This is a genomic window from Micromonospora sagamiensis, assembly GCF_014680085.1.
Lineage (GTDB): Bacteria > Actinomycetota > Actinomycetes > Mycobacteriales > Micromonosporaceae > Micromonospora > Micromonospora inyonensis.
On record NZ_AP023438.1, the window covers coordinates 4,663,382 to 4,682,390 of the forward strand.

Genomic DNA, 19,009 nt, shown 5'->3' on the forward strand with positions numbered 1-19,009 from the left:
ATGCCCGGAACAGGCGCGAATGGGGCAACCGATGGCTCGGTTGCCCCATTCCGGCGTCCGGCCGACCCTCTGTCGGGTGTCGGATCAACCGCGTCAGGAGAGGTGGGCCGACGGCACCGGCGAGGGAGCCTCGCCCAGCCCGCCCGCTGCGCGTCGGTCAGCCTGCCGGTTGGATCGCCGGCTCACCGTACCCGTCAGAGCTGGTACTGGTAGGTGACGCTCACGAGCCACGTGCCAGCCTGGCAACGCGCGCTGGAGATCGAACCGGGGCCGACCCAGTTGCCGGACACGATGCCCTGGCTCCCACCGCTGTCCTGGCAGCGGATCTGCACCCGGGCGCTGGTCACGCCCGTGCAACTCACCCAGCCCGAGCCGCCGTCCTGGCCGATCTGCCCGCCGGTCTGGCAGCTGGGCGCGGCCTGGGCCGGGGTGGCCGATGCCAGCAGAGCCATACCGGTGGCCATGGTGAGTGCCGCTGCCGCCGAGATGCCGAGTTTCCTGGTGCGGTTCATTGCTGTCCCCGTTTCTGCGGTTCCGTCGCGTGGTCGTGTGGTGGTGGATATCCGCCGAAGGACGCCAAGGCACGCGATACATTGACGATCTTCGCTGTCGACCACCTCATGATGTTGGCCGGGTGGGCGGTCGGCCTAGCTACTTGTCGTGTTCGTGACATAACTGGGCGCACGTAAATTACTCGTGGTACCTGGGGTGACTCGGTGAGGCCGGCGAGCCGGGGGCGGAACGAGAGATTCACCAGGCTGACGTGGCTACGGGGACGGGCAGATGGCGAATACCGCCGAGGGGCGGACGGCTCAGCCGTCCGCCCCTCGGCGGTGTTCGTCCTCCGGTTCAGACCATCCGGGCGGCGTCCGCTCCGGTGTCCTGGGCCGGCATCACCTTGGCGGCGGTCCGGGGCATCCGACCCAACCGGCGCTGCAACCACCAGGCGAAGAGCGAGAGCAGGCCGCAGATGCTGATGTAGATCGCGGCGACGAGGAGGTACGTCGGCACGTAGGGCAGGCCGAACGGCAGTCGTCCGCCGATCTGCTTACCCACGAAGAGCAGCTCCGGGTACGTGATGATGAACCCGAGTGCGGTGTCCTTGAGCAGCACCACGAGCTGGCTGACGATCGCCGGCAGCATCGACCGGAACGCCTGCGGCAGCAGGATCAGCCGCAGCACCTGGTTCTTGCGCATGCCGATCGCGTACGCGCCCTCGGTCTGGCCGTACGGCACGGCGTTGATGCCGGCCCGGAAGATCTCCGCCAGCACCGAGCCGTTGTAGAGCATCAGACCGATGACCAGTGCCCACAGCTTGTCGATCGGCCAGCCGTACTGCAACGACACGTAGTAGCCGAAGAAGATCAGGATCAGCAGCGGGATGGCCCGGAACAGCTCCACCACGAACGTGGCGGGGGAGCGCAGGAACCACTTGTCGCTGAGCCGGGCGCTGGCGAAGACCGCGCCGAAGAGCAGCGCCAGTACGGCCGCCATGCCGGCCGCCTTGAGGGTGGCCCAGAGCCCGGCGAGCAGCTCCCGCTGCACCGAGGCGTACTGGAACTGCTCCCACTTGCGCGCCTCGAACTGGCCGGTCGCGTTGAACTTCCAGACCACGAACGCGACGAGGGCGACGATGCCGACGGTCGAGACGACGCTGAGGATCATGTTGCGCCGACGGGCCTTCGGCCCCGGCAGGTCGTAGAGCACCGACGTCATCGCGCCACCGCCCACTTGCGCTCGAGGAATCGTTGCAGGGCCACCAGCGGCAGGATCAGGATCAGGAAGCCGATGGTGATCCAGAGCAGTACGGCGAACTGCGGCTCACCGCGCTCGGCCATGTACGCCGGGATGGCACCCGCCTCCAGCACCGAGAAGCCGGCGGCGATGGTGGTGTTCTTCAACATGGCGATGAAGACGCTCATCATCGGCGGCACCATCGCCCGCAGTGCCTGCGGCATCACGATCAGCGTCAGCACCTGGCCGAAGGTCATGCCCAGCGCCCGGGCCGCCTCGGCCTGGCCGGGGGCGACGGTGTTCACACCGGAGCGGACCACCTCGCAGACGAAGGCCGCGGTGTAGACGGTCAGCGCGGTGACCGCGCTCTCGAAGTAGTCGATGTTGACGTCCAGCTTCGGCACCGCGAAGACGAGGAACGCGAAGACCAGGGTCAACGGGGTGTTCCGGACCAGGTTGACGTACGTGGCGCCGAAGGCCCGAAGTGCCGGGACCGGGGAGACCCGCATCGCGCCGAGCACCATGCCGAGGACGAGGCTGCCCACGCCGGCGATCAGGAACAGTTGGACGGTGGTGGTGAAACCGTCGCGGAACAGGGCCGCGTTGTCCGTCAGGACGCGGAAGAACTCGCCCATGCCTCTCGCTCTCAGTCCTCGGACGGGCGGCGGGCGGAAGGTCCGCCCGCCGCCGCGTCACGTATGGAACCGGTCGGTCAGTACCGCTCGAGGGCCGGCGGGGTGGCCGGCGAGCCGGACTTGCCCAGCGTGCCGTCGTAGATCTTCTGCCAGGTGCCGTCGGTGAACGCGGCCTGGATCTGGTCGTTGACGTAGTCGCGCAGGGCCTTGTCGTCCTTGGGCAGGCCGATACCGTACTTCTCGGTGCTGAACGGCTTGCCGACGACCTTGAGCTCGGCCGAGCTCTGCGCCGCGTAGCCCTTGAGGATGGCGTCGTCGGTGGTGACGGCGTCGACCTTCTTGTCGAGCAGCTGCGAGACGCACTCCGAGTAGGTCTTGAACTCGACGATGTTCTCCGGCTCGGTCAGCCCCTCGTCCCGGACCCGCTGGATCGGGGTGGACCCGGTCGCCGAGCAGACCTTCTTGCCCTTGAGGGTCTCCTTGCCGGTGATCGCGGTCTCGTCCTTGCGGACCAGCAGGTCCTGGCCGGCGACGAAGTACGGGCCGGCGAACGAGATGTCGTTCTTGCGCTTGTCGGTGATCGAGTAGGTGCCGACGTAGTAGTCGACCTCACCACCCTTGATCGCGGTCTCCCGGTTGGCGGACGCGATCTCCTTGTACTCGATCTTCGACTTGTCGATGCCGAGGGTGCTGGCCACGTACTGGGCGATCTCGATGTCGAAGCCGCACCGGTTGCCCTGGGCGTCCTTGTAACCGAGGTTGGGCTGGTCGAACTTGACGCCGATGACGACCTTGCCGGCGCTCTTGATCTTGTCGAAGGCGGGGCTGCCGGTGATCGCGGCGTCGGTCTTCGGCGTGAAGTTCACCCCCGAGCTCTGGCAGGTGTCGGACTTGGCGCCGCCGGGGGCGTTGCCGTCCCCGCTCGGGGTCGGGTCCCCCTCCTTGCCGCACGCCGCGACCGAGAGGGCGAGCGACGCCATCATGGCTGCCGCCGCCACGCGCTTGAACCGCATGATCTTCTCCTTCTTCGACTGAGCTTGCCGGGGAACGGCGCGCTCCGGACGGACGCCTAGTGCGTGAGGATCTTGGAGAGGAAGTCCCGGGCCCGCTCGCTGCGCGGGTTGGCGAAGAACTCGCTCGGGGGAGCGTCCTCGACGAGTTGACCGTCGGCCATGAAGATGACCCGGTTGGCCGCGTGCCGGGCGAAGCCCATCTCGTGGGTGACCACGACCATCGTCATGCCGTCGCGGGCCAGCGAGGTCATCACCTCCAGCACCTCGCCGACCATCTCCGGGTCCAGCGCGCTGGTGGGCTCGTCGAAGAGCATCGCCTTGGGCTGCATGGCCAGGGCGCGGGCGATCGCGGCGCGCTGCTGCTGGCCGCCGGAGAGCTGGGCGGGGAACTTGTCCGCCTGGTTGGCGATGCCGACCCGGTCGAGCAGCGCCATCGCCCGTTCCCGGACGACCGCCGGCTTCTCCTTGCGGACCTTGACCGGGCCGAGCATGACGTTCTGGATGATCGACTTGTGCGCGAAGAGGTTGAACGACTGGAAGACCATGCCGACCTCGCTGCGCAGCTTCGCCAGCGCCTTGCCCTCGGCGGGCAGGGGCTGCCCGTCGAACGTGATCGTGCCGGAGGTGATCGGCTCAAGCCGGTTGATCGCGCGACACAGCGTCGACTTGCCCGAGCCGGACGGGCCGATCACCACGACCACCTCGCCCCGACCGACCGAGAGTGAGACGTCGTTCAGCACGTGCAGCGGACCGAACCACTTGTTGACCGAATCGAGCACGATGAGCGGTTCGCCCGTCGTCACCGTCGTCCACCGTCCCTCGTCGTCGCCTGGGCGCGGAGGTCGGACGACCTCCGGTGGGGCCACTCTAGGCGGGCCGGCGTGGCGGAGCGCAACTCAGCGGGTCACGGAGCGGTAACACCGGCGGCTATCGTCGCGGAGTGTTCGAGATCCGGCACCTCTGCGCCCGGCGGCAGGCCGCGCGGCGGGTGGACGGCGTCCGACCAGCAGTGTAGGAGCGCCGGGGTCGGATGCCGGACCGGTGCCACCGGTCCGGCCGAGTGAAGGTGAGGCAGTCATGGAACCGGTCCGGTTGACCCGGTACGCCCGCGGGGGTGGCTGTGCGTGCAAGATTCCGCCCGGCGAGCTGGAGCAGATGGTGGCCGGGCTCGGGCCCTCCGGCGGCACCACCGAACTACTGGTCGGGCTGGACCACGGTGACGACGCGGCCGTCGTCCGCCTCGACGAGCGGACCGGTCTGGTCAGCACCGCCGACTTCTTCACCCCGGTGGTCGACGACGCGTACGACTGGGGTCGGATCGCCGCCACCAACGCCCTCTCCGACGTCTACGCCATGGGTGGCACCCCGCTGCTCGCGCTCAACCTGCTCTGCTGGCCCCGGGAGGTGCTGCCGCTGGAGTTGGCCCGCGAGGTGCTGCGCGGCGGGCAGGACGTGGCCCGGGCGGCCGGCTGCCACCTCGCCGGCGGGCACAGCGTCGACGACGACGGTCCCAAGTACGGCCTCGCGGTGACCGGGGTGGTCCGTCCCGAAGAGCTGATCACCCTGGACGCCGGTCAGGCCGGGCTGCCGCTGTCGTTGACCAAGCCACTCGGTGTCGGGGTGCTCAACACCCGGCACAAGGCGATCGGGGAGAGCTTCCCCGAGGCGGTGGCGACGATGACCACCCTGAACCGGGACGCCGCCCGGGCCGCGGTCGCGGCGGGGGTGCGCTGCGGCACCGACGTGACCGGGTTCGGGCTGCTCGGTCACGCCAGCAAGCTGGCCCGGGCCAGCGGGCTGACCGTGGCGCTGGACGCCGCCCGGGTGCCGTACCTGTCGGGGGCGCGGGAGGCGGTGCGGGACGGGTACGTCAGCGGCGGTAGTCGCCGCAACCTGGAGTGGGTCTCCCCGTGGACGGACTTCGGCCGGGTCGGCGAGGACGACCGGCTGCTGCTGGCCGACGCCCAGACCTCCGGTGGCCTGCTGGTCGCCGGCGAGCTGCCCGGTGCCACGGTGATCGGCGAACTGCTGTCGAGGGGGGAGCGGATGGTGGTCGTCCGCTGACGCCGGACCCGGGGTCTTCGCTGCGGACCGGAGGGCACCATACCTGATGAAGTGTCGGGTTTCCGTCAGGTCCCGGGAGCGAGGGCAGGGAAATTCTGCCCGGAATGGTCACAGACCGGTAACTTGCCCCCGCCTCCGACCAAATCACCTCCACCATCGTCAGTAAGGCCCGATCCGGAGGCCCCTGGGGAACGAGCACAGCGAGGAGGCGGCATGACCGAGCTGTGGAGCTGGAGAATTGACCGGGTACGACCGGTGGAGGTCTACCCGGCGTTGGCGGAGGCGCTCGGTCGGGTGGTGATGCCGCTCGCCGCGGCCGACCCCGGTCGGCTCCCGGTGCACGCGGTGATCTGCGACGTGTGGCAGGCGCCGGGGGAGTTCGCCACCGTCGTGGACTGCTACGGGGTGCCCGAGGGGCTCGGCGAGCACACCAGCGTGGCGGCGCTCGCCCGCCTGCTGGACCGCCCCTGCGTGCTCCGCGACGACACCCTCGACGCGGGACGGCACCTGCTGGTCACCCCGGACGGGACGATCCGTCCGGTGCACTTCGAGGTCCGGGAGACCGACGACGGCGAGGAACTCACCGACCAGCGGCTGTGCACCCTGGCCCACCCCGGCTGTCGGGGCTGGTCCCAGTGTCACCGCTCGCGGTGGGCCCCCGACTCGGTGGTGCCCGCGCTCGCGGCGGCCTGAGCGTCGCCCCGCCCCGAGCGGTCGGTCGCGCCCGGCGAGCCGGGCGGTCGACGGCGTCGGGCTACCCGGGAAGGTCGGCGGTCTGCTCGGAGCCGTCAGCGGCAGCGGGGGGTGGTCCGGGACGGGTGGTGCCCCGGACCACGAGCTGGTCGAGCAACGTCTGGGTGGCGGCGGCGACGGCGGTCACCGCCGCTTCGAACGCGGCGGCGTTGTGCGCGGCGGGGGCGCGGAACCCGGAGATCTTCCGGATGTACTGCAACGCCGCGGCGTGCACGTCCGCGTCGGTGACCGCCGGGACGTACGGCTCCCGCAGGGTCTTGATGCTCCGGCACATGGTTCCTCCTCGGTTCCGGCCGGTCCACCCGGCCCGGATAGGCTGTCACCGTCATGACTACCGCAGCCGTGGGCAGCCCGCGCACCTACCAGGTGCGTACGTACGGCTGCCAGATGAACGTGCACGACTCCGAACGCATCTCCGGTCTGTTGGAGCAGGCGGGCTACGTGCGCGCCCCGGAGGCCGACGACCACCCCGACGTGGTCGTCTTCAACACCTGCGCGGTCCGGGAGAACGCGGACAACCGACTGTACGGCAACCTGGGTCACCTGCGTCCGGTCAAGAGTCGGAACCCCGGGATGCAGATCGCGGTCGGCGGCTGCCTGGCCCAGAAGGACCGCAGCGACATCGTCCGCCGTGCCCCCTGGGTGGACGTGGTCTTCGGTACGCACAACATCGGCTCCCTGCCGGTGCTGCTGGAACGGGCCCGGCACAACGCCGCCGCCGAGGTGGAGATCCTGGAGTCCCTGGACGTCTTCCCCTCGACGTTGCCCACCCGGCGCGAGTCGACCTATGCCGGCTGGGTCTCGATCTCGGTCGGCTGCAACAACACCTGCACGTTCTGCATCGTGCCCTCGCTGCGGGGCCGGGAGAAGGACCGCCGCCCCGGCGACATCCTCGCCGAGGTCCGCACCCTGGTCGACTCCGGCGTGCTGGAGGTGACCCTGCTCGGGCAGAACGTCAACTCCTACGGGGTGGCGTTCGGCGACGCTGGCGAGCCGAACGGGAAACGCGGTGGTGGCCGGTCGGCTTTCGCCGAGCTGCTGCGCGCCTGCGGCGACGTGGACGGGCTGGAGCGGGTCCGGTTCACCAGCCCGCACCCGAAGGACTTCACCGACGACGTGATCGCGGCGATGGCCGAGACCCCGAACGTCTGCCACTCGCTGCACATGCCGTTGCAGTCCGGTTCGGACGACGTGCTGAGGGCGATGCGTCGGTCGTACCGGGCCGAGCGCTACCTCGGCATCATCTCCAAGGTCCGCGCGGCGATGCCGGACGCGGCGATCACCACCGACATCATCGTGGGCTTCCCCGGCGAGACCGAGGCGGACTTCCAGCGCACCCTCGACGTGGTCCGCGAGTCCCGGTTCGCCTCGGCGTTCACCTTCCAGTACTCCAAGCGCCCCGGCACCCCGGCCGCCACCATGGACGGACAGCTGCCCAAGGAGGTCGTGCAGGAGCGCTACGAACGGTTGATCGCCTGCGTCGAGGAGATCACCTGGGCGGAGAACCGGAAGCTGGTCGGCGAGACCGTCGAGGTGCTGGTGGCGGTCGGCGAGGGACGCAAGGACGAGCGCACCGGACGGATGTCCGGCCGGGCCCGCGACGGCCGCCTGGTGCACTTCGCGACCGGTGCACCCGAGCCGACCGGCTCGCAGGGCGGGACCGGAGCGGCCGGCGACGCCGGCAGCCCGGCCGGTCGGATCCGCCCCGGCGACATCGTGCACACCACGATCACCTATGCCGCCCCGCACCACCTCAACGCCGACGGCGCACCGGTGGCGCACCGGCGTACCCGGGCCGGGGACGCGTTCGAGGCGGGGCTCGCACCGCGTACCCCCGGGGTGCTGCTCGGGCTGCCCACGGTCGGCGCGCCGGCCGCGTCGCCCGCGCCCACCTCCGGCTGCGCCGCGCACTGACCGGGTCGGGGCCCGCCGCGAACGACGGGCCCCGACCGGTACGCCGAACGGGTCAGACCGAGATCCGGCCGGCACCCGCGCCGGCGGTGACGATCGACTTGACGCTGCTCGGCGTGTCCAGCGTGTAGCCGTACGGGATGCTGGCGACGCTGCCGCCGGCCTGCCCGCTGCCCGAGTTGACGAAGTGGTTGTTCCGGGCGACCAGGGTGCCCGGCCCGGAGTCGCCCTCACCGAGGTGGTACGGGTCGTCGACGTTCTCGAAGTAGTTGCCCTCGACGAGCACGCCGGCGCCCTCGGTGGACGCCACGCCGTAGCCGCTGTTGTTGTAGTAGTAGTTGTTGTAGACGTGCACCGGGTTGCCGAAGCGCACCCGGGGGTGGCGCTGCGTGCTGGCGTCGAACCAGTTGTGGTGGTAGGTCACCCGCAGGTGACCCCGGTCCTGGCTGGCGTTGTCGTCGCTGTGCCCGAGCAGCATCGACTTGTCGTGGTTGTAGACCCGGTTCCACGACACGGTGATGAAGTCCGACCCGCGCTTGATGTCGACCGCGCCGTCGTAGCCGCCGGTGAAGGTGTTGTGGTCGACCCAGATGTTCGTGGCCGACTCCTGGACGTTGATCGCGTCGTCGTTCCAGCCCCGGAAGGTCAGGTTCCGGATGATGACGTTGCGGTCACCGCTGATGTTGAAACCGCACCCCGAGATGGTCGCGCCGGAGTTGCCGAGGATGGTCTTGTTCGACCGGACCCGCAGCATTCCGGAGCAGGAGATCGTGCCGGAGACCCGGATCACCGCGGCGCTGCTGGAGCCGAGGGCGCTGGTCAGCGCCGAGGCGCTGGTGACCGTGGTCGTCGGGGCGCTCCCGCCGCCGGTGGTGCCGCCGTTCTGGGTCGCCCAGCCGACCAGGGCGGTCGAGGTGGCCTGCGGTGCGGAATCCGGGCCGGCGGTGGGGCTGGCCTGGGCGGTGACGGAGGTGAGCATCCCGGCGGTGACCAGCGCCGCGGTGGCGCCGGCGGTGGTGGCGAGCAGCGTCAGGCGACGCCGTCCTGCGAGCATGGTTGCTTCCCTTCAGTGGAGCGGTGGACACCCGGCCGGCGGACCGTGGGGACGCCGTGCCCAAGGCGGCGTCGGGGTCGGCCGGTGACCGGGGGACGGTTGTCCTTGCCGTGCCGAACGTGCTGTGTCAGCTCCCGCACTACGCTTCGACCGGTCAGGTAAGCGCTTTCCTGATACAAGCACAACCGCCCGTCGATGTAAACACCGCGTCACAAGTCGATCACCCGTCGACTTCGATCCCCGCGTCGGTCGGCACCGACGCGCGCCGGTGGCCGGCACCTCGACCGGTGCCGGCCACCGGTGGGGGTCAGCAGGCGGTGCCGTTGAGCGTCACCGCGCCCGGCGTGCTGGTCGGGCCGTTCGCGGTGAAGCCGATCGTCACCGAGGCGCCCGCGCCCAGCGACGGCGTCCAGGTCGGCGCCGCCGCGGTCACCGTGCCGCCGCTCTGGGTCACCGTGGCGTTCCATCCGCTGGCCAGGGTCACCCCGGTCGGCCAGGACCAGGTGACCCGCCACGGGTTGACCGCCGCGCCACCGGTGTTGGTCACGGTCACCTCACCCTGGAACCCGCCCTGCCAGGTGTTGGTCGTCCGGTAGGCGACCGTGCAGCCACCACCCGGAGCCGGGGACGACGGCCCGCCGGTCGGCGTGGGGGAGGGGCCGCCGCCGACCGGGGCGATCAGGTACGGCTGGAGGATGGCCTGCTTGGTGGTGTTGATGGTGGTCCAGTCGTCCAGGGCGATCCCGCCGGTGTCCCCGGAGTTCGGGTTCCACGACCAGTAGGTGAAGGACATCCCGTTCACCCCGGTGCCCGTGTAGGCCATCAGGCGCTCCAGCCAGACCTTGTCCCGGGGATCGGCGAGGGTGCTGCCGAACTCGCCCATCATGATCGGCGCGATGTTCTGCTTGTACAGGTAACCCCAGTACCGGTCCCAGATCCCGGGCAGGTTCGCCGGGAAGTCCGGCGCGTCGAACCAGGCCTGCTCGTAGACCGACGTGGCGTACTCGTGCGGTGAGTAGACCAGCCGGTTCGGCACGCTCAGCCGGACCGGGAACGCACCGGCCTTCGACAGGTTGCCACCCCACCAGCCGCAGTCCTCGTCGTTGCTCGGGTCGCCGTCCCAGACGTTGGAGAGGCCGCCGCTCGGGCAGCTCACCCCCTCCACGAAGATCAGCCAGTTCGGCTGGACGCCGAGGATCGCGTTGCCGGCCCGCTCGGCGGCCAGTCGCCAGTCCCGGGCCGGGTCGCCGCAACCCCAGCAGGCGCCGGTGGCGTTCGGGTTGGTGCCCTCGGCGTGCGGCTCGTTGTGCAGGTCCGCCCCGATGACGGTGGTGTTGCCGGCGTACCGGCGGGCGAGCGTCTTCCAGTCGTCGATCCAGGTCTGCTCGGAGACCGTCGGGGTGTACCAGAGCGCCGACTGCCCGCCCGCGCTCGGCCGGTGGCGGTCCAGGATGATCCGCATCCCCTTGCCGCCGGCGTAGTCGATCACCCGGTCGAGGATCTGCAACGGGGAGAGACCGACCAGGTCCGGGTTGACGAAGTCGTTGATGCCGCTGGCCGTCGCGCCCGGCTTCAGCGCGTCGTTGGAGTACGGCACCCGCAGGGTGTTGTAGCCGAGGCGGGCCATGGTGTCGATCTGGTTGCGCCACGGGTTGGTCGACCAGAGACCGTGGAAGGTCTTGTTGTCGGTCTCCATGCCGAACCAGTTGATGCCGGTGATCCGGACCGTGGTGCCGGTGCTGTCGACGATCCGGTTGCCGTCGGTGTGCAGGTAGCCGGTGCCGGTGCCGGCATTCGCGGCGACGGCCGGTGCGGGGGTGGGGGCGGCGGCGACGAGCACGCCGACGGTCGCGGTCACCACGGCGGCGAGAACGCCGCCGAGCGTGCCGCGACGGAGGGTACGGGACATTGCCAGAGCTCCATTCCGAGGAATCCGTGCCCGGACCTGCGGTGCGGAAGATGGCCACGCGTGCGTGGCGGGTGCCCTGGCTCCGCGCTCATTCTGGTCGCCGTCGATCGCGCCCGTCAACGGCGGGAACGGTCCGTCCCGGCAGGCGCGCAACGACGAAGCCCCCTCGTGCCGCCGGAACCGGGGCACGAGGGGGCTGTCGACCGTTGGTCAGCCGGCCTGCTCGGCCAGCTGGAGGAACTGCCGCTTGGACGCGAGCGCCTGCTCGGCCTCCCGGATCCGCTTGGCGTCCCCGGCGGCCTGGGCGCGGGTCAGCCGCTCCTCGGCCTCGGCGACCTGCGCGCGCATCTGGGCCAACAGGGGGTTGTCCTGCGGCGCGGTACGCCGCCACGCGGAGTCCATCGCCTCGCGGACCCGGTCGTCCACCGCCCGCAGCCGCCGCTCCAGGCCGGCCGCCGCGTCCCGGGGGACCCGTCCGGCCTCGTGCCACTGCGCCTGGATGTCACGCAGTTTCGCCTGGGCACCGCGCGGGTCGCCGTCGACGTTCAGCGCCTCGGCCTCGGCCAGCAGGGCCTGCTTGCGCTCCAGGTTGGCGCGCTGCTCGTTGTCCCGCGCGGAGAAGACCTCGCTCCGGCGGGTGAAGAACGCGTCCTGCGCCGCCCGGAACCGTTCCCAGAGCTTCTGCTCGGCCTCCTTGGAGGCGCGCGGCGCGGCCTTCCACTCGGCCATCAGGTCCTTGAGCCGGTTGGCGGTGGCCGCCCAGTCGGTCGACTCCTTCACCGACTCGGCCTCGGCGACCAGCTGCTCCTTGGCGGACTGCGCCTGCTTGCGCTGCGCGTCGAGGGTGGCGAAGTGCGCGCCCCGGCGCCGGGTGAACCCGTCCCGGGCAGCGGCGAACCGCTTCCACAGCTCACCGTCGGTCTTCTTGTCGATCCCGCGGATGGTCTTCCACTCGTCGAGGATCTCCTTGAGCCGGTCGCCCGCGGTCTTCCAGCCGGTGGACTCGGCGGCGAGCTTCTCGGCCTCCTCCACCAGGGCGGTCTTGCGGGCCACGGCCTCGACCCGCGCCGCGTCGCGGGCCGCCCGCGCCTCGCCGGCCTTCTCCTCCGCGAGCGCGGCGAGCTTGTCCAGTCGGGCGGCGAGCGCGTCGATGTCCCCGACGACGTGCGCCTCGGCCAGCGAGTCCCGGAGCCGGCGGATCGTGGTCAGTGACCCGCTGGCGTCGGCCGCACCCGAGTTGAGTCGGGCCTCGGCCAGGTCGACCTCGGTCACCAGGTCGGCGAAGCGGCGGGCGAAGTGGGCCAACCCCTCCTCCGGTGCTCCGGCCTGCCAGGATCCGACCACTCGCTCGCCGTCGGCGGTCTTGACGTACACGGTGCCGTCCGCGTCCACCCGTCCGAAGGCAGTCCAGTCGCTCATGTGCCCATCCTCGTTCTCCCGGCGTCGACGGGGACAGTCCCGTGATCGCCGCCACGGCGCAGCAAGTTTCTCCCCCGGCATTGTCACAGGTCCCACCGGGTCCGCGTCGAGCGCCTATCGCCGACCGTGACCATACGGTGTCCTACCCCGGACCGTCGTCTTTCGACGGTCGGCTTGTCGGGGGTTGACGTACGCTGTACGGTACAACGTACCAAGGATCGGGGCCCGTCACCGGGCCCCGCAGGAGGAGGACCGAATGACCCAGGCCAGTTCGCGGATCGTCCCGCCGGCCGACCCCGCCTACACGCCGGGCCCGGAGGAGCTGGCCGCCCTGGACGACTGGTTCCAGCGCTACGACGCGTACGCGGCGGCCGGCGACGTGGCCGGCACGGCGAGCCTGGCCGTGTTCCCGCTGAACACCGTCACCGACGACTCGTCCGGGGAGGGTTCGGTCCGGCAACTCGACCGGGAGGAGTACCTGCGGGTGATGGGCGGGGCCCTCGGCGCCCCGGGCGATCTGACGATGACCTCGACCCGCACGCCGTACCTGCTCACCCCCAGCCTCGCGGTGGTCTTCACCGAGGCGGAGTTCACCGTCGACGGGCAGTCCCAGCGGGGCCGCTACGCCGACGTGCTGGTCCGGACCGGCGGCGAGTGGCGGTTCCAGACCATGATCCAGGGCGGTTGGGGCGACCAGGCCGGGTAGCTCCCGCCGGGGCCGTGGCGCGGCCGGCGTTCCCGCGGGCCCCGGGGCGCCGCTCGCGTGCCGGCCGCTACGGTTGCCTGGTGTCCCTGGTCGCCGCCGCCGTCTGCCCGCACCCGCCACTGCTCGTGCCCGAGGTCGCCGGTGCGGCCGCCGGTGAACTCGACGACCTCCGTGCGGCCTGCGACGCGGCGGTCGCCCGGCTGCTCGACGCCCGGCCGGAACAGCTCCTGCTGATCGGCTCCGGGCCCCGGACGACCCGCTTCAACCCCGCCGACCACGGCTCGCTGCGGCCGTACGGAGTGGACCGGCAGGTCCGGCTCTGGAAGGTCAACTGCGCCGGCGGCCCACACCTCCCGCTCAGCCTCACCGTCGGCGCGTGGCTGGTCGGTCGCTCCGGCACGGAACTGCCCCGGTTCGCCCACTCCGTCGCCACCGACGCCACGGCCGACGAGTGCGCCCGGCTCGGGGCGGAACTGGCCACCGTCGCCGCCCGGCCGCGCACCGCGCTGCTGGTGCTCGGGGACGGGTCGGCCTGCCGGGGGCAGAAGGCACCCGGATACGACGACCCGCGCGCGCAGGCGTACGACGACGGGGTGGCCGCGGCCCTGGCCCACGCGGACACCGGCGCGCTGCTCGGCCTGGACCCGGTGCTCTCGACGGAGCTGCAAGCCGCCGGCCGGGCCCCCTGGCAGGTGCTGGCCGGCGCGGTGCGCGCGGCCGGCGGTGACTGGCGGGGCGACCTGACCCACCACACCGCCCCGTACGGCGTGGCCTACCTCGTGTCGACCTGGGAGCGGGCGTGAGGGTCGTCGCGGTGGTCGGGCCGACCGCCGCCGGCAAGTCCGCGCTGAGCATCGCCCTCGCGCACGCCCTCGACGGGGAGGTGGTCAACGCCGACTCGATGCAGCTCTACCGGGGCATGGACATCGGCACCGCCAAACTCACCCCCGTCGAACGGGAGGGCGTGCCGCACCACCTGCTCGACATCTGGCCGGTCACCGAACCGGCGAGCGTCGCCGAGTACCAACGGCTCGCCCGGGCGGCGGTCGACGACATCCTCGCCCGGGGACGGGTGCCGCTGCTGGTCGGCGGCTCCGGGCTCTACGTGCGCGCGGTGCTGGAGCGGTTCGAGTTCCCCGGCACCGACCCGGAGCTGCGCGGACGACTGGAACGCGAGCTGGCGGCTCTCGGCCCGGCCCCGCTGTACGAGCGGCTCCGCGCGGTCGACCCGGCCGCCGCCGCCGGGATCCTGCCCGGCAACGGCCGGCGCATCGTCCGGGCGCTGGAGGTCGTCGAGCTGACCGGCGCGCCGTTCGCCGCCTCGCTGCCGGAGCCGACCCCGTTCTACCCGTCGGTGCAGCTCGGCGTCGACCTGGACACCGCCCTGCTCGACGAACGGATCGCCCGGCGGGTGGACCGGATGTGGGCCGACGGGCTGGTCGCCGAGACGCGCGAGCTGGTCGGCCACGGCCTGCCCGAGGGCCGTACGGCCAGTCGGGCGCTCGGCTACCAGCAGGTGCTCCGGTTCCTGGCCGGTGAGTCGACCGAGGCCGAGGCGCACGACGAGACGATCCGGGCCACCCGCCGGTTCGTCCGCCGGCAACGCTCCTGGTTCCGCCGCGACCCCCGGGTGCACTGGCTGGACGCCGCCGCGCCGGACCTGGTGGAGGTCGCCCTGCGGGTGGTGCGGGACGCCGGGGAGTGAGCACCGCGCCGGTGGCGCGGGCCGCTGCGCGATGATGGAGGCGTGGAGTTCACCAAGGGCCATGGCACCGGCAACGACTTTCTGATCCTGTCCGACCCGGACGGGTACCTGACGCTGACCGCCGAGCGGGTCGCCGCGCTCTGCGACCGACGACGCGGCATCGGCGCCGACGGTGTGCTGCGGGTGGTCCGGGCCGCGGAGGACCCGGACGGCGCCGGGCAGGCCGGCGAGGCCGAGTGGTTCATGGACTACCGGAACGCCGACGGCTCCCTCGCCGAGATGTGCGGCAACGGCGTCCGGGTCTTCGTCCGCTACCTCGTCGACACCGGGCTCGCCGTCCCGACCCGGAATCTCGTGCCGGTGGCGACCCGGGCCGGCGTGGTGCGTGCCTTCCTCGACGGGGACGACATCGCCGTCGAGATGCGCCGCCCCCGCCTGTACGACACCGGGGTGGCCACCCTCGGCGGGCTGACCCTGCCCGGCACCGCCGTCGACGTCGGCAACCCGCACCTGGTCTGCGTGCTGCCGGGCGGACTGGACCTGGCCACGCTCGACCTCACCCGGCCGCCCGGTGTCGACCCGGCACTCTTCCCGGACGGGGTGAACGTCGAGTTCACCAGCCCGGGTGAGCCCGTCGACGGCACCCACGGGCACATGCTCATGCGGGTGTACGAGCGCGGCTCGGCCGAGACGCTCTCCTGCGGCACCGGGGCCTGCGCGGTGGCGACCGTGGCACTCCGCGACGCCGGCCGGGGGGTCGGCGTGGTCGCGGTCGACGTCCCCGGCGGGCGTCTCAGGGTGACCCTCGACCCGCACGCCTGCTGGCTCGCCGGCCCCGCCGTCCTGGTGGCCACCGGCACCCTGCTCTGACCCGCACTCGTCCGTGTCGACAGGACGTCGGCCGGGCGGGTCGGTCCGGTCGACGTCCTGATCGAGTGGGTCGGGAGGGCGGTGGTCAGGGGGTGGCGGAGGAGGCGGCGGCGATCTCGGTGAGGTCGGCGGGGCCGGAGTCGGCGGCCGGGGGAGCCGTGGCGCCGGGGTTCTGGGCGGCGGCGCGGACGGCCGCGGCCACCGCGGGGGCGACCCGGGAGTCGAAGACGCTCGGCACGATCACCGTCGGGTTGATCTTCTCTTCGCCGACCACGTCCGCGATGGCCCGGGCGGCGGCGATCGCCATCTCCTCGGTGAACTCCTCGGCGTGCGCGTCCAGCATGCCCCGGAACACCCCGGGGAAGGCGAGCACGTTGTTGATCTGGTTCGGCTGGTCGGAACGGCCGGTCGCGACCACCGCCGCGTACTTGCGGGCCTCCCGGGGGTCGACCTCCGGGTCCGGGTTCGCCAGCGCGAAGACGATCGCGTCCTTGGCCATGGTGGCGATGTCCTCGCCGGTGAGCAGGTTCGGCGCGCTCACCCCGATGAAGACGTCCGCGCCGGCCACCGCACCGCGCAGGTCGCCGGAGTAGTTCTCCTTGTTGGTGTTCTCGGCCAGCCACTGCCAGGCCGAGTTGAGCCCGGGGAGCCCACGGTGCAGCGCGCCCTGCCGGTCGTACGCGATGATGTCGCCCACGCCCTGGCGCAGCAGCAGCTTCATGATCGCGGTGCCGGCCGCACCCGCGCCGGAGACCACCACCCGGACGTCCGAGAGCTGCTTGCCCACCACGCGCAGCGCGTTGGTCAGGGCGGCGAGCACGCAGATCGCGGTGCCGTGCTGGTCGTCGTGGAAGACCGGGATGTCCAGCAGGTCCCGCAGTCGGGCCTCGATCTCGAAGCAGCGCGGTGCGGCGATGTCCTCCAGGTTGATCCCACCGTACGCCGGCGCGATGGCCCGGACGATGTTGACGATCTCGTCGGTGTCCTGGGTGTCCAGCACCACCGGCCAGGCGTCCACCCCGCCGAACCGCTTGAACAGGGCGGCCTTGCCCTCCATCACCGGCAGCGACGCGGCCGGACCCAGGTTGCCGAGGCCGAGCACGGCCGAGCCGTCGCTGACCACGGCCACCGTGTTGCGCTTGATGGTCAGTCGCCGCGCGTCGGCCGGGTTCTCCGCGATCGCCTGGCAGACCCGGGCCACTCCCGGCGTGTACGCCCGGGACAGCTCGTCGCGGTTGCGCAGCGCCACCTTCGGGGTCACCTCGATCTTGCCGCCCAGGTGCAGCAGGAACGTGCGGTCGGAGACCTTGCGGACGTCCACCCCGTCCAGCTCGGTCAACGCCTGGACCACCTGGTCGGCGTGGCCCGCGTCGGCGGTGTCGCAGGTCAGGTCGACCACCACGTGGGTCGGGTCGGAGTCGACCACGTCCAGCGCGGTGACGATCGCCCCGGCCTCCCCGACACAGGTGGTGAGCCGCCCGATCGACGAGGCGTCGGCGGGCACGGCGATCCGGATGGTGATCGAGAATCCGGCGCTCGGCAGTCGGGTGATGGCCACAGGGTCCCTCCGGTCACGGCTCGGCGGCCCCGGGCGACGCCGCCCCCGCATTTCTACCGGTTCGCCGGATCGGACCGACACGCGGCCCGGTCGAGGGTGACGTGACCCGCGCGTGTTTTGCCGGTGAGCGGGCAAATAGCAGGTGCGGTGGCGCCGGCCGCGTGACACGATTGCTTCGTACTTACCAAAACGGACAGGAGAGCGGTTTGCGAGAGCAGCAGGGCTTCGTCCCGGTCGAGGACGAGGAACTCGACGCCACCACCGGCGAGCTGGAACTGGAGGAGCGTCAGGCGCTGCGTCGGGTGCCCGGTCTCTCCACCGAGCTCAGCGACATCACCGAGGTCGAGTACCGCCAGCTCCGGCTGGAGCGGGTGGTGCTGGTCGGCGTCTGGACCGAGGGCACGGTGACCGACGCGGAGAACTCCCTCACCGAACTGGCCGCGCTCGCCGAGACCGCCGGTTCCCAGGTGTTGGAGGGGCTCATCCAGCGGCGCGGCCGTCCGGACCCGGCCACCTACATCGGCCGGGGAAAGGTCGACGACCTGGGCGCGGTGGTCCTCTCCACCGGTGCCGACACGGTGATCTGTGACGGGGAGCTCTCCCCGTCCCAGTTGCGCAACCTGGAACAGCGCACCAAGGTCAAGGTCGTCGACCGGACCGCGCTGATCCTCGACATCTTCGCCCAGCACGCCAAGAGCCGGGAGGGCAAGGCGCAGGTCGAGCTGGCCCAGCTCGAATACCTCCTGCCCCGGCTGCGCGGCTGGGGTGAGACCCTCTCCCGGCAGACCGGCGGTAGCGGTCGCGGCGGCGGCGCCGGCGGCGGCGTGGGTCTGCGTGGTCCCGGTGAGACCAAGCTGGAGACCGACCGGCGGCGCATCCGCCACCGGATCTCCCGCCTGCGTCGCGAGATCAAGGCCATGCGGACGGTACGCCAGACCAAGCGCGCCCGGCGTTCCCGTAACGCGGTGCCCGCGGTGGCCATCGCCGGCTACACCAACGCCGGCAAGTCCAGCCTGCTCAACCGGTTGACCGGCGCGGGTGTGCTGGTCGAGAACGCGCTCTTCGCCACCCTCGACCCGACCACCCGGCGGGCCACCACCGCCGACGGTCGCCTCTACACCCTCTCCGACACCGTCGGCTTCGTCCGGCACCTGCCGCACCAGATCGTCGAGGCGTTCCGCTCGACGCTGGAGGAGGTGGCCGACGCCGACCTCGTGGTGCACGTGGTCGACGGCACCCACCCCGACCCGGAGGAGCAGGTACGGGCGGTCCGTGAGGTGCTTGCCGAGGTCGGTGCCGACCGGCTGCCCGAACTGCTGGCGGTCAACAAGATCGACGCTGCCGACGAGGAGACGCTGCTGCGACTCAAGCGCGCCTGGCCGGACGCGATCTTCGTCTCCGCCCACTCGGGACGCGGGACCGACGAGCTGCGGGCCGCCATCGAGGCGCAGCTGCCGCGTCCGGCCGTCGAGGTCCGCGCGGTGCTGCCGTACGACCGGGGTGACCTGGTCGCCCGGGTGCACCGGCAGGGCGAGGTGCTCAGCACCGCCCACCTGGCGGAGGGGACGTTGCTGCACGTCCGGGTCGGTGCGGCTCTCGCCGCCGAGCTGGCCCCGTTCCAGACGGAGGAGAACGCGGTCGCCACACGTCGTCCATAAGGGGCCTCCGGGTCGTCCGA

At 71.6% G+C, this 19,009-nt stretch carries 18 protein-coding genes; 8 read left to right on the forward strand and 10 right to left on the reverse strand.

What is annotated here, in order from left to right; all coding sequences use genetic code 11:
• Nucleotides 1-194 precede the first annotated feature (194 nt).
• The 5 genes from IGA62_RS20530 to IGA62_RS20550 all read right to left on the reverse strand — a co-directional run bounded on the left by IGA62_RS20530 (nucleotide 195) and on the right by IGA62_RS20550 (nucleotide 4,185).
• A complete protein-coding gene (locus tag IGA62_RS20530; RefSeq protein ID WP_145819272.1) occupies nucleotides 195-512 on the reverse strand; it encodes a hypothetical protein in 318 nt (105 codons plus the stop codon).
• A gap of 337 nt (nucleotides 513-849) precedes the next feature.
• Complete coding sequence (locus IGA62_RS20535; protein ID WP_145819271.1) at nucleotides 850-1,716, reverse strand: amino acid ABC transporter permease; 867 nt, start codon at nucleotides 1,714-1,716, stop codon at nucleotides 850-852.
• Entirely contained in the window at nucleotides 1,713-2,369 is a 657-nt protein-coding gene (locus IGA62_RS20540; RefSeq protein WP_091463179.1) for an amino acid ABC transporter permease, read from the reverse strand. The genes IGA62_RS20535 and IGA62_RS20540 overlap by 4 nt, the downstream gene beginning before the upstream one ends.
• 77 nt (nucleotides 2,370-2,446) lie before the next feature.
• On the reverse strand, nucleotides 2,447-3,382 hold the full coding sequence (locus tag IGA62_RS20545) for a glutamate ABC transporter substrate-binding protein (protein WP_145819270.1): 936 nt from the start codon (nucleotides 3,380-3,382) through the stop codon (nucleotides 2,447-2,449).
• A 56-nt stretch (nucleotides 3,383-3,438) separates the two neighbouring features.
• Nucleotides 3,439-4,185 carry an amino acid ABC transporter ATP-binding protein gene (locus IGA62_RS20550; RefSeq protein ID WP_145819269.1) on the reverse strand — a complete coding sequence of 249 codons (747 nt, stop codon included), beginning with the start codon at nucleotides 4,183-4,185 and terminating at the stop codon, nucleotides 3,439-3,441.
• Nucleotides 4,186-4,459: 274 nt separating this feature from the next.
• Between IGA62_RS20550 and selD the strand changes: the two genes are divergently transcribed.
• Nucleotides 4,460-5,446, forward strand: coding sequence for a selenide, water dikinase SelD (gene selD / locus IGA62_RS20555; protein ID WP_145819268.1), 987 nt, complete (start codon nucleotides 4,460-4,462; stop codon nucleotides 5,444-5,446).
• A 213-nt stretch (nucleotides 5,447-5,659) separates the two neighbouring features.
• A complete protein-coding gene (locus IGA62_RS20560) occupies nucleotides 5,660-6,139 on the forward strand; it encodes a hypothetical protein (protein ID WP_091463175.1) in 480 nt (159 codons plus the stop codon).
• A gap of 61 nt (nucleotides 6,140-6,200) precedes the next feature.
• On the opposite strand, the gene IGA62_RS20565 is transcribed toward IGA62_RS20560, so the two are convergent.
• Entirely contained in the window at nucleotides 6,201-6,473 is a 273-nt protein-coding gene (locus IGA62_RS20565) for a DUF2277 family protein (protein WP_145819267.1), read from the reverse strand.
• A 53-nt stretch (nucleotides 6,474-6,526) separates the two neighbouring features.
• Between IGA62_RS20565 and miaB the strand changes: the two genes are divergently transcribed.
• Nucleotides 6,527-8,113 (forward strand): tRNA (N6-isopentenyl adenosine(37)-C2)-methylthiotransferase MiaB, encoded by a 1,587-nt coding sequence (gene miaB / locus IGA62_RS20570; protein WP_145819266.1) that lies wholly within the window; start codon nucleotides 6,527-6,529, stop codon nucleotides 8,111-8,113.
• Between the two features lie 52 nt (nucleotides 8,114-8,165).
• Here miaB and IGA62_RS20575 read toward each other — a convergent pair whose 3' ends face one another.
• From IGA62_RS20575 to IGA62_RS20585, 3 genes are all read right to left on the reverse strand, one after another.
• Nucleotides 8,166-9,164: a pectate lyase family protein gene (locus IGA62_RS20575; RefSeq protein ID WP_145819265.1), complete on the reverse strand. Its 999-nt coding sequence runs from the start codon at nucleotides 9,162-9,164 to the stop codon at nucleotides 8,166-8,168.
• A 307-nt stretch (nucleotides 9,165-9,471) separates the two neighbouring features.
• On the reverse strand, nucleotides 9,472-11,073 hold the full coding sequence (locus IGA62_RS20580; RefSeq protein ID WP_145819264.1) for a cellulase family glycosylhydrolase: 1,602 nt from the start codon (nucleotides 11,071-11,073) through the stop codon (nucleotides 9,472-9,474).
• Nucleotides 11,074-11,283: 210 nt separating this feature from the next.
• Nucleotides 11,284-12,492, reverse strand: coding sequence for a DUF349 domain-containing protein (locus tag IGA62_RS20585; RefSeq protein ID WP_145819263.1), 1,209 nt, complete (start codon nucleotides 12,490-12,492; stop codon nucleotides 11,284-11,286).
• Between the two features lie 256 nt (nucleotides 12,493-12,748).
• Here IGA62_RS20585 and IGA62_RS20590 point away from each other — a divergent pair, with 256 nt between their 5' ends.
• From IGA62_RS20590 to dapF, 4 genes are all read left to right on the forward strand, one after another.
• The gene (locus IGA62_RS20590) at nucleotides 12,749-13,198 is read left to right on the forward strand and encodes a Cif family virulence factor (RefSeq protein ID WP_145819262.1); all 450 of its coding nucleotides are present in this window, start codon (nucleotides 12,749-12,751) and stop codon (nucleotides 13,196-13,198) included.
• Nucleotides 13,199-13,278: 80 nt separating this feature from the next.
• Entirely contained in the window at nucleotides 13,279-14,001 is a 723-nt protein-coding gene (locus IGA62_RS20595) for a class III extradiol dioxygenase subunit B-like domain-containing protein (protein ID WP_145819261.1), read from the forward strand.
• Complete coding sequence (gene miaA, locus IGA62_RS20600) at nucleotides 13,986-14,903, forward strand: tRNA (adenosine(37)-N6)-dimethylallyltransferase MiaA (protein WP_377464264.1); 918 nt, start codon at nucleotides 13,986-13,988, stop codon at nucleotides 14,901-14,903. The genes IGA62_RS20595 and miaA overlap by 16 nt, the downstream gene beginning before the upstream one ends.
• A gap of 42 nt (nucleotides 14,904-14,945) precedes the next feature.
• On the forward strand, nucleotides 14,946-15,773 hold the full coding sequence (gene dapF, locus IGA62_RS20605) for a diaminopimelate epimerase (protein ID WP_145819259.1): 828 nt from the start codon (nucleotides 14,946-14,948) through the stop codon (nucleotides 15,771-15,773).
• A gap of 85 nt (nucleotides 15,774-15,858) precedes the next feature.
• Here the strand turns inward: dapF and IGA62_RS20610 are convergent, their stop codons facing one another.
• On the reverse strand, nucleotides 15,859-17,382 hold the full coding sequence (locus IGA62_RS20610; protein WP_377464232.1) for an NAD-dependent malic enzyme: 1,524 nt from the start codon (nucleotides 17,380-17,382) through the stop codon (nucleotides 15,859-15,861).
• A 155-nt stretch (nucleotides 17,383-17,537) separates the two neighbouring features.
• On the opposite strand from IGA62_RS20610, the gene hflX reads away from it, so the two are divergent.
• The gene (hflX, locus tag IGA62_RS20615; protein ID WP_145819257.1) at nucleotides 17,538-18,989 is read left to right on the forward strand and encodes a GTPase HflX; all 1,452 of its coding nucleotides are present in this window, start codon (nucleotides 17,538-17,540) and stop codon (nucleotides 18,987-18,989) included.
• Nucleotides 18,990-19,009: the final 20 nt, after the last annotated feature.

Bases quoted from the DNA above. Each gene is read 5' to 3' on its own strand.
- IGA62_RS20530 (WP_145819272.1), bottom strand. From the start codon at position 512: ATGAACCGCACCAGGAAACTCGGCATCTCGGCGGCAGCGGCACTCACC.
- IGA62_RS20535 (WP_145819271.1), bottom strand. From the start codon at position 1,716: ATGACGTCGGTGCTCTACGACCTGCCGGGGCCGAAGGCCCGTCGGCGC.
- IGA62_RS20540 (WP_091463179.1), bottom strand. From the start codon at position 2,369: ATGGGCGAGTTCTTCCGCGTCCTGACGGACAACGCGGCCCTGTTCCGC.
- IGA62_RS20545 (WP_145819270.1), bottom strand. From the start codon at position 3,382: ATGCGGTTCAAGCGCGTGGCGGCGGCAGCCATGATGGCGTCGCTCGCC.
- selD (WP_145819268.1), top strand. From the start codon at position 4,460: ATGGAACCGGTCCGGTTGACCCGGTACGCCCGCGGGGGTGGCTGTGCG.
- IGA62_RS20560 (WP_091463175.1), top strand. From the start codon at position 5,660: ATGACCGAGCTGTGGAGCTGGAGAATTGACCGGGTACGACCGGTGGAG.
- IGA62_RS20565 (WP_145819267.1), bottom strand. From the start codon at position 6,473: ATGTGCCGGAGCATCAAGACCCTGCGGGAGCCGTACGTCCCGGCGGTC.
- miaB (WP_145819266.1), top strand. From the start codon at position 6,527: ATGACTACCGCAGCCGTGGGCAGCCCGCGCACCTACCAGGTGCGTACG.
- IGA62_RS20575 (WP_145819265.1), bottom strand. From the start codon at position 9,164: ATGCTCGCAGGACGGCGTCGCCTGACGCTGCTCGCCACCACCGCCGGC.
- IGA62_RS20580 (WP_145819264.1), bottom strand. From the start codon at position 11,073: ATGTCCCGTACCCTCCGTCGCGGCACGCTCGGCGGCGTTCTCGCCGCC.
- IGA62_RS20585 (WP_145819263.1), bottom strand. From the start codon at position 12,492: ATGAGCGACTGGACTGCCTTCGGACGGGTGGACGCGGACGGCACCGTG.
- IGA62_RS20590 (WP_145819262.1), top strand. From the start codon at position 12,749: ATGACCCAGGCCAGTTCGCGGATCGTCCCGCCGGCCGACCCCGCCTAC.
- IGA62_RS20610 (WP_377464232.1), bottom strand. From the start codon at position 17,382: ATGCGGGGGCGGCGTCGCCCGGGGCCGCCGAGCCGTGACCGGAGGGAC.